Raw genomic sequence first — 13,483 nt, 5'->3', positions numbered from 1 at the left:
TCACTAGATTGCGCACGCGGCGCGCGCGCCTTCCTCGGTGGCCTTGCGGATCAGCCCCAGTCCGGTGCAGTCGCCGGCGGCGTACACCTCGACGCCGGGCAGGGCCGCAACCAGCGCATCGAACAACGTCGTATCGGGTTCGACCGTCCCGGCCAGCACGGCGGCGTCGGCCTGCAGCTGTCGGGTGGTGCCACCGGCGGGGGTGAAAATCACCGCTTCGGTGGTGATCCGCTCCACGGTTGCGCGAACGTGCACGGTGACACCCAGCCGGTCGAGTCGATCCATATGCTCGGTCCTGCGTTTGTTGCCCACTTCGGGGGCGATGCCCTTGCCGGACTCGAGTATGGACACCAGGCGGCCCCGGCTCGCCAGGAATTCGGCCAGTTCCAGGGCGACCAGGTCGCCGCCCACGATGGCGACCCGGCGCCCGAGCGGCATCCAGGCACGGCTGGCCAGCCGGACCGCGGCGGGGCGCACCAGCCGCTGCCGCCACCCGCCGAGGGCGGCGGCACCCAGCCGCTGCCAGGCCGGGGCGCCGGATTCTGCTTGCCCGCCGAGCAATTCGCGCAACCCGGGCCCGGTGTGGACGTGCGGTAGGTCGGAACCGGGGATCGCCGGCACGGCCACCCGGCCGCCGGTGGCCACGATGACCGCGTCCGGGGCGGCGTCGACGATGTCCTGAGTCGAAATGTTATGGCCGAGAGCGACTTCCGCGTTGCTGAGGTGGATCTCGTCGCGCAGGTAGCGCAGGAACGGCTGGTTCTCCGGATGCAGAACCGACGCCCATCGCAGGGCGCCGCCCAGCGCGGCGCTCCGCTCGAAAAGGCTGACGCGATGGCCCCGCTCGGCAGCGACCCGGGCGGCCTCCAGCCCGGCCGGCCCGCCACCGATGACCGCCACCCGCTTGCGGCGTCCGGCCCGGACCGGCGACAACTGGCCTTCTTTGCCGGTGCGTGGATTGACGGCGCAATCGACGGAAAAACGCTGTTCCATTGCGTCGATGCAGTTCTCGCAGGAGATGCACTTGCGAATCCGGTGCGCTAGCCCGTCGCGGAGTTTGCGGGGCAGCTCGGGGTCGGCCAGCAGGGGGCGTCCCATCGCGACGAAGTCGGCGCGCCCGTCGGCCAGGATCCGTTCGGCCCGCACCGGGTCATGGATGCGGCCGACGGCGATCACCGGCACGTCGACCACCTGCTTGACCGCCGCCGCGGCCCCGACGTTGAGCTCGTCGCCGTCGTCGGCGCCGTTGACCATGCCGGTCACCAACCGGTCGATCACACCGCCGCTCACGTGGAACGCGTTGACGCCCGCGGCGACGAATTCCGGGGCCAGCTGCGCGGTCTCGAAGATGGGCCGGCCGCCGGCGACCCGTTCGTAGCCCGAGATGCGCAGCGTGATCGGCAGGGTGTCACCGATCTCGGAGCGGATCGCCGCGAGCGCGTCCATTACCACCCGTGCCCGCCCACGCGCCGAATCGCCGCGGTACTCGTCGGTGCGCCGATTGCGTTGTGGGGCAAGGAACGAGCCCAGCAGCATGTAGCCGTGCGCGGCATGCAACTCGATGCCGTCGTACCCGGCTTCCACGGCACGGCGCGCCGCGGCCTTGAACAGATCGAACACTGCGCACAGCTGCTGCTTGCTGATCTCGACCGACGGCCGTCCGGTGAGATATGACGGAATCACCGAGGGCCCCACCGACGTGACACCGAAGATCTCCGGCCCCAGCCCGTCGGGCCCGGCGTGCACGATCTGGGGCTGGATCTTGGCGCCGTGCTCGTGCACCACCTCCACGAGCGCCCGGTGCGCGTGGACGGCCTCGTCGGTCGCCAGGTGCAACCCACCGGGTGTCTCGGGGTGCTGGTTGTCGATCCCGGTCGCGCCCAGGGTGATCAGGCCGACGCCGCCCTCGGCGCGGGCGGCGAAGTAATCGCGGGTGCGCTCCGACGGCAACCCGTCGGGCGTGCCGTACATGGTCTCCATCGGAGACATCACCACGCGGTTGCGCACCGTCATGGCGCCGATCCGTCCCGGCGCCAGCAGGCGCCCGAACCCCGTCACTCGGGACCCAGTCGATTGGGGCGGCTCTTACCTGTCGGCGTCCGTGTACCGGATGACGCCGCGAATGTTCTTGCCGTCCAGCATGTCCTGGTAGCCGTCGTTGATCTGCTCGAGTCGGTACTGGCGGGTGATCATGTCGTCCAGGTTCAGCTTGCCGGCCTTGTACATCGACAGCAGCTGCGGGATGTCGTACTGCGGGTTGCCGCCGCCGAAGATGGTGCCCTGCAGGTTCTTCTGCATCAGGGTCAGCATCGCCAGGTTCAGCGTCACGTTGGTGTCCAGCAGGCTGCCGATGGCGGTCAGCACGCAGGTGCCGCCCTTTTGGGTGATGTTGAGGTAGTTGTCGACGTCGGCGCCCTGCAGCTCGCCGACCGTGACCACGACCTTGTGCGCCATCAGGCCGTAGGTGACCTCCATGATGCCCATCAGCGCTGCGTTGATGTCCGGGTAGACGTGCGTGGCACCGAACTTCAGCGCCTGATCGCGCTTCCATTCCACCGGATCGATCGCGAAGATGTACCGCGCGCCCGCGGCGACGGCACCCTGCAGCGCTGCCATCCCGACCCCGCCGACTCCGACGATGGCGACGTCCTGGCCCGGGCGGATGTCGGCGGTGCGTACCGCGGACCCGTAGCCCGTAGTGACGCCGCAGCCGACCAGAGCGGCCACCTCGAACGGGACCGACGGGTCGATCTTCACCACCGAGCTGCGGTGCACCACCATGTACGGCGAGAACGTGCCCAGCAGAGTCATCGGGAAGACATTCTGGCCGCGGGCCTGGATGCGGAAGGTGCCGTCGGAGACGGCCGCACCGCCGAGCAGCCCGGCCCCCAGGTCACACAGGTTGCGCAGGCCGGCCTGGCACGTCGGGCACTGCCCGCAGGACGGGATGAAGGACAGCACGACATGGTCGCCCGGGGCGATGTCTTCGACGCCGGGACCGACCTCGGTGACGATGCCGGCACCCTCATGCCCGCCGAGCACGGGGAAGCCGGCCATCGGGATGCCGCCGGTCACGAGGTGATGATCGGAGTGGCACATGCCGGCCGCTTCCATCTGGATCTTGACCTCGTGCGCTTGCGGGTCGCCGATCTCGATTTCCTCGATGGACCAGGGCTGGTTGAATTCCCAGATGAGTGCGCCTTTTGTCTTCACGATGGTCCTGACCCCATTTCGCCTTTGAATCGATCAGAGCTGTCCGGCCCCTTCATGCCGGACAACTTGGTGACGGGCGCCACAGGCACCCACGTCGCGTCAGCATAGCGCGTGCAACAAATCAAATGCTTGGTTGGTCCGTTCACCAGATCGGGACCGGTGCCTGGCCAAGCGGGTAATAGCCCGGCAGTTTCTCGCCGGCGATGCTGCGCTCGATTCGCTTCTGCATGCCGGCGCTGAGGTCGCCCGACTCGATCAGCGTCGCGAACATCTTCGCGACATGACCGAAATCGAAGAAGTCCCGTTGCCACTCGATGAGGTTCTCGTCATTGAGGCGGAACCAGCTGCCGCCGATGCCGTAGATCTCGTCCTGGGTGCCGTCGGACTTGTTGACGATCTGCTTCCAGAAGCCGACGATCTCGCGCTGCTTCTCGTCGATGAGCACCTTCTGGTACTCGTACACCCAGTTCTCCAGGCCCTCCATCTCCAGGCCGAGGGCGATGTCGCGGATCTCGTCGACGCCGACGCACATCACGTCTTCCTTGGGGCCGATGTTCCAGCCGTAGGTCGCGTCCCGGGTGTAGAAGTCCGCCAACGGCCGCCAGTCACCGGCCTTCTCGCAGTCCTTGTTGGCCTGCAGCCAGCGGTCGACCCAGGCCTCGAGTTCCTCGCGTGACGCCATTATTGGTCTTCTTTCTCTTTGATGAACAGTGCATGCGTTGGGCACATATCGACCGCGCGTTCGACTTCATCGCGGGCGTCTTCGGGTGGTTCGGGGTCCAGGATCTCGACCTTGCCCCGCTTGGGCACCCGGAAGTAGTCCGGCGCCTCCAATTCGCACATGGCGTGGCCCTGACACAAATCCAGATCCGCTTCGATTCTGAATCCATTTGAGCCCATTGGACGTACCCCCTACGCATTGCGCTTGCGGTAGCGGACCTTCGCAGGCCGCGCGAGCTGGACGACCATCTTCGAGTGGTCGTTGTGATAGCTGTCGGCCGGCTGGGCCATCTCGAACTCGTACTCGCGCAACAAAACCGAGAAGATCGCCTTGATCTGCATCTGGGCGAAAGCGGCGCCGACACAGCGGTGTCGCCCCGCACCGAAGGGAATCCAGGTCCACCGGTTGACGATGTCGGCCTGCTCGGGCTTGTTGTAGCGATCGGGCTTGAACGCGTCCGGATCGGGAAAGTCCTCGGGGATCCGGTTCGAGATCGCCGGGGACGCCGCGACGTAGTCACCGGCGTGGATCGGGAAGCCCTCGACCTCGAACTCGCCCTTGGCGACCCGCATCAGGATGATCAGCGGCGGGTGCAGTCGCAGGGTCTCCTTGACCACGTTGTCAAGCTTCGGAATCGACCGCAGCGCATGGAAACTCACCTCCTGACCGTCGGCGTACAGCTCCTCGAGTTCGGCCCGCACCTCGCGGTAGACGTCGGGATGGCGGATCAGCTCGATCAACGTCCAGGCCGACGTCCCCGAGCTGGTGTGGTGCCCCGCGAACATCAGCGAGATGAACATCCCGGTGACCTCGTCGGCGGAGAACCGGGGATTGCCCTCATCGTCGCGGATCGAGACCAGGACGTCGAGCATGTCGCGGTCGGCCTTGTCCTTGGGCGGATTGGCCAGCCGTTGGTCCATGATCTCCTGCACCAGCGCGACGAGCTTGACGCGCGCCTCGTCACGCAGCCGGAAGCTCTCGATCGGTAGGTACGGATCGACGTAGCACAGCGGGTCGGTGCCGCGCTCCAGCATGTGGTAGTACTCCGCAAACCGGTGGTCGAGCTGCTCGCGGAACTTCAGCCCGATCAGGCAGGCGGTCGAGGTGTAGATGGTCAGCTCGGCGAAGAAGTCGAGCAGCTCGATCTCGCCCTCGTCGCCCCAGTTGGCGATCATCTTCTTGACTTCGCCCTCGATGGTGGCGGCGTGGCCCTTCATCTGCTCGCCGCGCAGCGCGGAGTTGTGCAGCATCTCCTTGCGCCGCTCGGGGCTGGCGTCGAACACCACTCCCTTGCCGAAGATCGGCGTCATGAACGGGTACGCCTCGGCCTGATCCAGCTCCTCGTCCGCCGAGCGGAAGAAGAATTCGTTGGCCCCCGCGCCGGAGAGCAGGATGACGTGTTTGTCGACCAGCTGAAACCAACCCACGTCGCCGCACTCTTCGCGGACGCGCTTCATCAAACCGATTGGGTCCGTGCGGAATTCCTCGAGGTGGCCGTGCTCCTCCTCGCCGCCGGAGACCCGCGGGACGATAGCGGTAGTTGTCATGACGGCATCCCCTCTTCGCCGAGCGCGAGTTTCTGGCGATCTTTTTTGTCGGCCAACGGGGCCTCCGGCTGAAGTTCCATGTTCGCGATGAAGCCACCGCGCGGGGTTTCGGCGACGAACGTGATGGCTCGCGCCAGGTCCGCCGCGCGCAGGAAGTAGTCGTGGCGAGCCTGGCCCCACTTGGCCCAGTCCTCCAGCGCGGGGCCGATCTTCTCGGCCGGCAGGCTCCAGCCCATCGACGTCTTCGTGGGGCCGGGGTGCACGATCGATGCCCGCACGCCGGTGCCTTCAAGCTCCATCTGAAAGTTGGTGACCATCGCGACGAGCGCGGCCTTGGCGGCGCCGTAGGCGCCCATGTGCGGCCGCTGACGCAGGGCCACATCGGAGCCGACGAAGATCAAATCCCCGCGCTGCCGCTCCAGCATGCCCGGCAGCACGGCGGCGGCCAGCCGGTTGGCGCCCACGAGGTGGATCTGCAGCTGCGACTCGAACTCCTCGGTGGTGATCTCGGCGAGCTTGCCGAAGTAGGTGTCACCCGCGCCGGCCACCAGTACCTCGATGTCGCCGAGCGCGTCGACCGACTGCGCGACAAAGGATTTCACCGAGTTTGGGTCGGTGACGTCCAGGTGGAATCCGACCGCCTCACCGCCTTCGGCGTTGATCTTGCCGACGATGTCGTTGAGCTTCTCCACCCGGCGGGCGCCCAGGGCGACCGGGAAGCCATGCGCAGCCAGTTCGATGGCGGTGGCCTCCCCGATGCCGGAGGAGGCGCCTGCCACGATCGCAGGCCGGCGTTCGGGCAGGGGGTCAAAGCGGGGCATTCAGCGGACCTCCACGGTCATCGGTAGGTGAGCGAATCCGCGGACATTGCTGGAGTGGACGCGGACGGCGTTGGCCTCGTCCACCTCGTATCCGCGGATTCGCTTGAACAACTCGGTGAGCGCAACCCGGGCTTCCATCCGCGCCAGATGCGCGCCCAGGCAGAAGTGTGCACCACTGCCGAAACTCAGGAGCTTGGGCCCGATTTCGCGCCCAATCACATAGTCGTCGGGGTTGTCAAAGACCCGCTCGTCGCGATGGCCCGAACCGGGTAACAGCAGCAGGACGTCACCCTCGGGAATGGTGGTGTCGTAGAGGGTGAGCTCCCCGGACACGGTGCGGGCCAGGATCTGGCTGGAGGTGTCGTAGCGCAGCGTCTCCTCGACCCACTGCGGCACCAGCGAAAGGTCGTCATAGACCGGTGTCAATTGCTCGGGATTCTTGTTCCCCCAAAAAGCCGCATTGGCAAGCAGTTTGGTGGTGGTCTCGTTTCCGGCGATCACCATCAGGAACATGAAGCCGAGCACTTCGTCATCGGTGAGCCGGTCGCCGTCGATCTCCGCTTCCAGCAGCGCCGAGGTCAGGTCGTTCGTCAGCTTCTTGCGCCGCTCGGCCACCATCCCTTGGTAGTAGACGATCAGGTTGATCGAGGCCTCGACAGCCTCCGGCGGTACGTCGGTGACGCCCTCCGCGCGGTGCATCACCCCGTCGGCCCAGGCCCGAACCTCGTCTCGATCCGGCTCGGGAACACCCATCAACTCCGAGATGACGTCCATGGGGAGCTTCCCGGCGAACTCGTCCACATAGTCGACGGTGCCGTCCTTCGCCCTTTCCAGCATGGCGTCGAGGTGCTGCGTGGCGATCTCGGTGACGCGCGGCTCGAGTTCCCGGATCCTCCTCGGCGTGAACCCCTTTGACACCAGGGTCCGCAGTCGCAGGTGCGCGGGATCGTCCATCGCCAGGAACGACATCGTCTTGGACGCGTGCGGGCCGCGGGATGCCGGATCCAGCGAGACGCCGTATTTGTTGGACAGCGTCGTGCTGTTGCGGAAACCCTGCAGCACGTCTTGATGCCGTGACAACGCCCAGAACTTCAGGTCCTCGTTGCGATACAGCGGGGCCTCGTCGCGCAGTCGCTTGTAGTACGGGTACGGGTCTTCGTGGAAGTCGTAGTCGTACGGATCGAGGACCAACTCGTGGTCCCCCGCGTGAACGGTCATTCGGTGGTTGTCTCCTGGCTCGTCTCTTCCGCGCTGGTGAGGATCAGCCGCACCACATAGGCCAGCCGGTCGGCGATCTCGCGGTAGCTGAATTCGCCGCTGCCGGCCTGAACGAGCGCCCCGAAGAAGGACATCTCCAGCGCGGAAACGGCGGTGGGGTCGGCGTCGGGGCCCATGGCAGACGTGATGCGACGGTGAATCTCCGCGCCGATCCGGTCCCGCGCGGCCCGCACCGCGGGATCGGCGCCGCCGCTGAGCAACGCCGTCGTGCATGCGGCGCTCACCTCGGGTTCGTCGGCGACGACCAGAGCCAGGTGCCGCAGCACCTGTTCCACCCGATTGGGCATCGGGTCGTTGACGTCCGTGAAGAACGGCACCTGCCGCACCAGATCCAGGTAGACCTCGGCGATCAAATGGTTCTTTGACGAGAAGTAGGTGTACGCGGTGGCCGGGGCGACTTTGGCGCGGGCCGCCACCGCGCGCACTGTCAGGTCGCCGTAGGACTTCTCACGCAGCGTCTCGATGCCGGCCGCGAGCACCTTGCGGAAGGTCTCCTCCTGGCGGCGGTTGCGCGCGGGTCGACCGGTCTGGTGCTCGGCCTGAGACGTGATCGCCACCAGTGCATCGCTGGACACATGTCCAAGCTATCGGACCGGCAAGACCGGAAGCAACCCCGATCGGAAAATATAGCGGTTAATGTGCTATTTCCCGCCGCGCAACCGCTGCCGGGCCGATCGGCCCTTGCACCCCCGACGGCCGGGCGGCTATGGTTCGGTCGGACGATATCGGACAACTGTCTACTCGATTCGCTACGCGATGGGTCCGCACAGACGGGAGCGGGAGATGGCCTTGCTGGCCGACGGCGTGAGTTCACTTTTCATCGACGGCAAGATGTCGCCCGGCAGTGCCGGTACCTTCCCGACGATCAACCCGGCGACCGAGGAAGTGCTGGGGGCGGCGGCCGACGCCGGCGCCGACGACATGGGCCGCGCCATCGATGCCGCGCGCCGCGCATTCGACGACACGGACTGGTCGCGTGACACCGAGCTGCGGGTGCGGTGCATCCGGCAGCTGCGGGAGGCGATGCAGCAGCATCTCGAAGAGCTGCGCGACCTGACCATCGCCGAAGTCGGGGCGCCCCGGATGCTGACATCGATCGCTCAGCTCGAAGTCCCGGTCAACGACCTGGCGTTCGCCGCGGATACCGCCGAATCCTACGTTTACAACCAGGATCTCGGCGAGGCGTCGCCGATGGGTATCCGCACCCACCGCACGATCGCCCGAGAGGCCGTCGGCGTGGTCGGCGCCATCACCCCGTGGAACTTTCCTCACCAGATCAACCTTGCCAAGATCGGGCCCGCGCTGGCCGCCGGGAACACCGTCGTCCTGAAGCCGGCACCCGACACCCCCTGGTGTGCCGCCGTGCTCGGCGAACTCATCGCCGATCACACCGACTTTCCGCCCGGTGTGATCAACATCGTGACGTCGAGCGACCACGGCGTTGGCGCGCTGTTGGCCAAAGACCCTCGAGTGGACATGGTTTCGTTCACCGGGTCGACGGCCACGGGCCGCAGCGTGATGGCCGACGGCGCCGCGACGATCAAGAAGGTGTTCCTCGAGCTGGGTGGCAAGTCGGCATTCATCGTCCTCGACGACGCCGACTTGAGCGGTGCGGTGGGCGTGGCCGGATTCTCGGTGTGCATGCACGCCGGGCAAGGCTGCGCCATCACCACCCGGCTGGTGGTGCCGCGTGCGAAGTATGACGAGGCCGTGGCCATCGCGGCCGCAACGATGGGCGGCATCAAGGCGGGCGACCCCACCGACCCCGGAACCATCTGCGGGCCGGTGATTTCGGCGCGCCAGCGGGATCGCATCCAGGGTTACCTCGACTCGGCGATCGCCGAGGGCGGGACCTTCGCCTGCGGCGGCGGCCGGCCGGCCGACCGTGAGGTCGGCTTTTTCATCGAGCCCACGGTGATCGCCGGGCTGGGCAACGACGCGCGCTGCGCGCGCGAGGAGATCTTCGGGCCCGTCCTGACGGTGATCCCCCACGACGGCGACGACGACGCCGTGCGCATCGCCAACGACTCGCCATACGGGTTGTCGGGCACCGTGTTCGGCGCCGACCCGGATCGGGCGGCGAGGGTTGCCGCGCGGGTCCGTGCGGGGACGATCAACGTCAATGGCGGCGTGTGGTATTCGGCCGACGCACCCTTCGGCGGCTACAAGCAGTCCGGCAACGGTCGCGAGATGGGTCTGGCCGGATTCGAGGAGTACTTGGAAATCAAGACCATCGCGACGGCGATGTAACCAGAGGAGCCCACGAGCATGCGGTTTGAGAACAAGGTCGGCATCGTCACCGGGGCCGGCGGCGGCATCGGCCAGGCCTACGCCGAGGCGCTGGCCCGCGAGGGCGCGGCGGTGGTCGTCGCCGACATCAATGCGGAAGCGGCCGAAGGGGTGGCCAAGCAGATCGCGGCCGACGGTGGCACGGCGATCAGCATCCCGGTCGACGTGTCCGACCCGGCCTCGGCCAAGGCGATGGCCGATCGGACGCTGGCGGAATTCGGCGGCATCGATTACCTGGTCAACAATGCGGCGATCTTCGGAGGCATGAAGCTGGACTTCCTGCTCACCATCGACCCCGAGTACTACAAGAAGTTCATGAGCGTCAACCTCGACGGCGCGTTGTGGTGCACCCGCGCCGTGTACAAGAAGATGGCCAAGCGCGGCGGGGGCGCGATCATCAATCAGTCGTCCACCGCGGCGTGGCTGTACTCGAACTTCTACGGCCTGGCGAAGGTCGGGATCAACGGTTTGACGCAACAGCTCTCGCGCGAGTTGGGCGGGCAGAACATCCGGATCAACGCGATCGCTCCGGGACCCATCGACACCGAGGCGAACCGGACCACCACCCCGCAGGAGATCGTCGCCGACATCGTCAAGGGTCTTCCCCTGTCGCGCATGGGAACCCCCGAGGACCTGGTAGGGATGTGCCTGTTCTTGCTCTCCGACGAGGCGTCGTGGATCACCGGGCAGATCTTCAATGTTGACGGCGGGCAGATAATCCGGTCATGACAAGCGATCTGAAGCTGGGCTACGTCGGGCTGGGCAACATGGGTGCGCCGATGGCCACGAAGATGACCGAATGGCCCGGCGGGGTGACGGTTTACGACATTCGGACGGAGGCGATGACGCCGCTGGCCGAGAAGGGGGCCGGCCTCGCCGACAGCGTCGCCGACGTCGCCGCCGCCGACATCATCCACATCACCGTGCTCAACGACGCCCAGGTGCGCGAGGTGGTGGGCGAGCTCGCCGCCCACGCCAAGCCCGGCACGGTCATCGCGATCCACTCGACCATCAGCGACAACACCGCTGTCGAGCTGGCCGCCGAGCTCAAACCGCAGGGAATCCACATCGTCGACGCGCCCGTCAGCGGTGGCGCGGCCGCCGCCGCGAAGGGCGAGCTGGCCACGATGGTGGGCGCCGATCGCGACGTGTACGAGCGGATCAAGCCGGCGTTCAAACACTGGGCGGCGGTGGTCATCCACGCCGGCGAGCCCGGCGCTGGGACTCGAATGAAGCTGGCCCGCAACATGTTGACCTTCACGTCCTATGTCGCGGCCTGCGAAGCCATGAAGCTCGCCGAGGCCGCGGGCCTGGATCTGCAGGCGCTGGGGCGGGTGGTGCGGCACACCGACGCCCTCACCGGCGGGCCGGGGGCGATCATGGTCCGCGACGACATGAACGACCTTGCGCCAGAACACTTTCTGTATCAGCCATTCATGCACACCCGCGGTCTGGGGGAGAAGGACCTGAGCCTGGCACTGGCGTTAGGTGAGGCGTTGTCGGTCGAGCTGCCGCTGGCCAGGCTGGCGCACGAGGGGTTGGCCGCCGGCCTCGGGGTGCCACACACAGAGAAAGAGGCGTGATGGACGAACGTCGCCGCAAGGGCCTCGAGAAGATGAACGAGGTCTACGGGTGGGAGATGCCCAACATCGAGGGCGACGCGTACTTCGACCTGACCGTCGACCACCTGTTCGGCAGCATCTGGACACGACCGGGATTGTCGATGCGCGACAAGCGCATCATGACGTTGACGGCGGTGACCGCGATCGGCAACCGCGACCTGGCCGAGATTCAGATCAACGCCGCGTTGCTCAACGGGGAGCTCACCGAGACCGAGCTGAAGGAGATGGCCGTCTTCCTCACCCACTACCTCGGGTTCCCGCTGGGGTCGGCGCTCAACGGCGCCGTCGACGCCGTCGTCGCCAAGCGCAAGAAGGCCGCGGCGAAGGGCGGCGGGGAGGACAAGAAGGCCAACGTGGACGCCGCGTTGAAGATGCACTCCGGCGACAAGGACTGACTCAGTACGGCCGGCCACCTTCGGGCATCACGTACTCGGAGATCGAGCCCGATACGCCGTTGACCGATGTCCCGCCGTTGAGAATGCCCGGCGCCATCTCCAGCATGTTGTGCGGAAACCCGAACTTCGGCTTGGTCAGCGCGTCGAGCCGGGCCAGTTCGTCGGCGCGAAGGCTCACGTCGACGGCGCGGACGTTGTCATCCAGTTGCGAGAGCCTGCGCGCGCCGATGATGACGGAGGAGACGGCCGCCTGCGCGTGCACCCAGGCCAGCGCGACACTGGCGACCGTCGTCTCGTGGGCCTGGGCGATGGTCTCGAGTTCGTCCATCAGCGCGTAGGTCTTCTCGTTGAGGAAGGCGTTGACCATCGCGCCGCGGTCGGCGTCCTGCCGCCCGGCATTGGCCCTGGTGTATTTCCCGCTGAGCACGCCGCCCTTGAGCGGCGACCACGGTGTGATGCCGAGGCCGAATTCCGACGCCATCGGAACCAGTTCCTGTTCGATGGCGCGTTCCAGCAGTGAGTACTCGACCTGCAGACCGACGAAGCTCGACCATCCGCGGAACCGGGCGATGAGGTTGGCCTCGGCGATCTTCCACGCCGGGGTGTCCGAAACGCCGATGTAGCGCACCTTTCCGGCCCGGACGAGGTCGTCGAGCGCCGCCATCGTCTCGTCGATCGGGGTGTTCGCATCCCAGATGTGCAACCAGTACAGGTCGATGTAGTCGGTTTGCAGACGCCGCAGCGAGTTTTCGCAGGCGTTGATCAGGGACTTGCGGCCCGAGCCGCCGCCGTTGGGGTCGCCCGGGTACAGGTTGCCGCTGAATTTGGTCGCGATCACCAGTCGATCCCGCCGGGCGGCGTTGCGGCCGATGTGGTCGCCGATGATCTTCTCGGAGTGGCTGCGCGTGTAGAAGTTGGCGGTGTCGATGAAGTTGCCGCCGAGCCCGGTGTATCGATCGATGATCTGTTGGGACTCCTCGACACTGGTACCCCAGCCGAGGTCTTCTCCGAACGTCATGGCGCCCAGGCACAGAGGGCTGACGCGCAGGCCGGAGCGTCCGAGTGTCACGTACTGATCCAGAGGCATTAGGGTCGCTTTCTGGTAAGTTGTTCGAGTATGGGCTTGTTCCGTTATAAACTAGTTCATGTCTGAACGACCTGGCAAGTCGGCCTCCGTGGTCGACGGGGCCAGGATCTGGTCGTTGAACTACCGGGTGCTGCTGTCGGTCATCTCGTGCGCCGAGGCCGACATCTGCGCGCTTGGGCTCGAGTCCAAGGAGCTGTTCCTGCTCGCCGAGATCGACGAGCATCCCTACCCGGCCGAGCTGGCGGCGACGTTGAGCATGCCCAAGGCGACGGTCACGGTCTACCTCAAACGACTGGAGGCCGCGGGCTTCGTGCGCCGCGAGATCGACGCCGCCGATCTGCGGCGCCACCGCCTGCTGCTCACCCCGGCCGGGCGCAGGGCCGCCGCGGACGGTCTGGCGCTGCTGTCCGCCGAGTTCGACAAGCGTCTCGGACGCCTCACGGCGGCGCAACAAAAAGACCTCAAGCATCTGCTCGAAAAAATTCTCTGAATACGGGTGCCGTAGGCGTG

General features: G+C 66.5%; 14 protein-coding genes. 5 read left to right on the top strand and 9 right to left on the bottom strand.

What is annotated here, in order from left to right:
- Positions 1–3 precede the first annotated feature (3 nt).
- The 8 genes from G6N51_RS15970 to G6N51_RS15935 all read right to left on the bottom strand — a co-directional run bounded on the left by G6N51_RS15970 (position 4) and on the right by G6N51_RS15935 (position 8,155).
- Complete coding sequence (locus G6N51_RS15970) at positions 4–2,058, bottom strand: oxidoreductase (RefSeq protein ID WP_083167938.1); 2,055 nt, start codon at positions 2,056–2,058, stop codon at positions 4–6.
- Positions 2,059–2,085: 27 nt separating this feature from the next.
- Positions 2,086–3,213 carry an NDMA-dependent alcohol dehydrogenase gene (locus G6N51_RS15965; protein ID WP_083167941.1) on the bottom strand — a complete coding sequence of 376 codons (1,128 nt, stop codon included), beginning with the start codon at positions 3,211–3,213 and terminating at the stop codon, positions 2,086–2,088.
- 142 nt (positions 3,214–3,355) lie between these two features.
- Positions 3,356–3,895, bottom strand: a complete 540-nt coding sequence (locus G6N51_RS15960; RefSeq protein ID WP_083167946.1) for a hypothetical protein — start codon at positions 3,893–3,895, stop codon at positions 3,356–3,358.
- Positions 3,895–4,113, bottom strand: coding sequence for a ferredoxin (locus tag G6N51_RS15955; RefSeq protein WP_083167951.1), 219 nt, complete (start codon positions 4,111–4,113; stop codon positions 3,895–3,897). Before G6N51_RS15955 ends, G6N51_RS15960 begins: the two co-directional genes overlap by 1 nt.
- A 12-nt stretch (positions 4,114–4,125) precedes the next feature.
- Entirely contained in the window at positions 4,126–5,481 is a 1,356-nt protein-coding gene (locus G6N51_RS15950; RefSeq protein WP_083167955.1) for a cytochrome P450, read from the bottom strand.
- A complete protein-coding gene (locus G6N51_RS15945) occupies positions 5,478–6,302 on the bottom strand; it encodes an SDR family oxidoreductase (protein WP_083167960.1) in 825 nt (274 codons plus the stop codon). Before G6N51_RS15945 ends, G6N51_RS15950 begins: the two co-directional genes overlap by 4 nt.
- Entirely contained in the window at positions 6,303–7,520 is a 1,218-nt protein-coding gene (locus tag G6N51_RS15940) for a cytochrome P450 (protein WP_083167964.1), read from the bottom strand. It lies immediately after the preceding gene.
- On the bottom strand, positions 7,517–8,155 hold the full coding sequence (locus tag G6N51_RS15935) for a TetR/AcrR family transcriptional regulator (RefSeq protein ID WP_083167969.1): 639 nt from the start codon (positions 8,153–8,155) through the stop codon (positions 7,517–7,519). Before G6N51_RS15935 ends, G6N51_RS15940 begins: the two co-directional genes overlap by 4 nt.
- 208 nt (positions 8,156–8,363) lie before the next feature.
- Here G6N51_RS15935 and G6N51_RS15930 point away from each other — a divergent pair, with 208 nt between their 5' ends.
- The 4 genes from G6N51_RS15930 to G6N51_RS15915 are packed head-to-tail and all read left to right on the top strand — an operon-like array spanning position 8,364 to position 11,886.
- On the top strand, positions 8,364–9,830 hold the full coding sequence (locus G6N51_RS15930; RefSeq protein WP_083167973.1) for an aldehyde dehydrogenase: 1,467 nt from the start codon (positions 8,364–8,366) through the stop codon (positions 9,828–9,830).
- 18 nt (positions 9,831–9,848) lie between these two features.
- Positions 9,849–10,598 (top strand): SDR family oxidoreductase, encoded by a 750-nt coding sequence (locus G6N51_RS15925; protein WP_083167980.1) that lies wholly within the window; start codon positions 9,849–9,851, stop codon positions 10,596–10,598.
- Positions 10,595–11,452, top strand: a complete 858-nt coding sequence (locus G6N51_RS15920) for an NAD(P)-dependent oxidoreductase (protein WP_083167984.1) — start codon at positions 10,595–10,597, stop codon at positions 11,450–11,452. Before G6N51_RS15925 ends, G6N51_RS15920 begins: the two co-directional genes overlap by 4 nt.
- A complete protein-coding gene (locus G6N51_RS15915) occupies positions 11,452–11,886 on the top strand; it encodes a carboxymuconolactone decarboxylase family protein (RefSeq protein ID WP_083167988.1) in 435 nt (144 codons plus the stop codon). Before G6N51_RS15920 ends, G6N51_RS15915 begins: the two co-directional genes overlap by 1 nt.
- Before the next feature lies 1 nt (position 11,887).
- Here the strand turns inward: G6N51_RS15915 and G6N51_RS15910 are convergent, their stop codons facing one another.
- A complete protein-coding gene (locus G6N51_RS15910; RefSeq protein ID WP_083167994.1) occupies positions 11,888–12,973 on the bottom strand; it encodes an aldo/keto reductase in 1,086 nt (361 codons plus the stop codon).
- 58 nt (positions 12,974–13,031) lie between these two features.
- On the opposite strand from G6N51_RS15910, the gene G6N51_RS15905 reads away from it, so the two are divergent.
- Positions 13,032–13,463 (top strand): MarR family winged helix-turn-helix transcriptional regulator, encoded by a 432-nt coding sequence (locus tag G6N51_RS15905; protein ID WP_083167999.1) that lies wholly within the window; start codon positions 13,032–13,034, stop codon positions 13,461–13,463.
- Positions 13,464–13,483: the final 20 nt, after the last annotated feature.

The organism is Mycobacterium paraseoulense (assembly GCF_010731655.1).
GTDB lineage: Bacteria > Actinomycetota > Actinomycetes > Mycobacteriales > Mycobacteriaceae > Mycobacterium > Mycobacterium paraseoulense.
This window is presented reverse-complemented; position numbering and strand designations above follow the sequence as displayed.

Bases quoted from the DNA above. Each gene is read 5' to 3' on its own strand.
- G6N51_RS15960 (WP_083167946.1), bottom strand. From the start codon at position 3,895: ATGGCGTCACGCGAGGAACTCGAGGCCTGGGTCGACCGCTGGCTGCAG.
- G6N51_RS15955 (WP_083167951.1), bottom strand. From the start codon at position 4,113: ATGGGCTCAAATGGATTCAGAATCGAAGCGGATCTGGATTTGTGTCAG.
- G6N51_RS15950 (WP_083167955.1), bottom strand. From the start codon at position 5,481: ATGACAACTACCGCTATCGTCCCGCGGGTCTCCGGCGGCGAGGAGGAG.
- G6N51_RS15945 (WP_083167960.1), bottom strand. From the start codon at position 6,302: ATGCCCCGCTTTGACCCCCTGCCCGAACGCCGGCCTGCGATCGTGGCA.
- G6N51_RS15940 (WP_083167964.1), bottom strand. From the start codon at position 7,520: ATGACCGTTCACGCGGGGGACCACGAGTTGGTCCTCGATCCGTACGAC.
- G6N51_RS15930 (WP_083167973.1), top strand. From the start codon at position 8,364: ATGGCCTTGCTGGCCGACGGCGTGAGTTCACTTTTCATCGACGGCAAG.
- G6N51_RS15925 (WP_083167980.1), top strand. From the start codon at position 9,849: ATGCGGTTTGAGAACAAGGTCGGCATCGTCACCGGGGCCGGCGGCGGC.
- G6N51_RS15920 (WP_083167984.1), top strand. From the start codon at position 10,595: ATGACAAGCGATCTGAAGCTGGGCTACGTCGGGCTGGGCAACATGGGT.
- G6N51_RS15915 (WP_083167988.1), top strand. From the start codon at position 11,452: ATGGACGAACGTCGCCGCAAGGGCCTCGAGAAGATGAACGAGGTCTAC.
- G6N51_RS15910 (WP_083167994.1), bottom strand. From the start codon at position 12,973: ATGCCTCTGGATCAGTACGTGACACTCGGACGCTCCGGCCTGCGCGTC.
- G6N51_RS15905 (WP_083167999.1), top strand. From the start codon at position 13,032: ATGTCTGAACGACCTGGCAAGTCGGCCTCCGTGGTCGACGGGGCCAGG.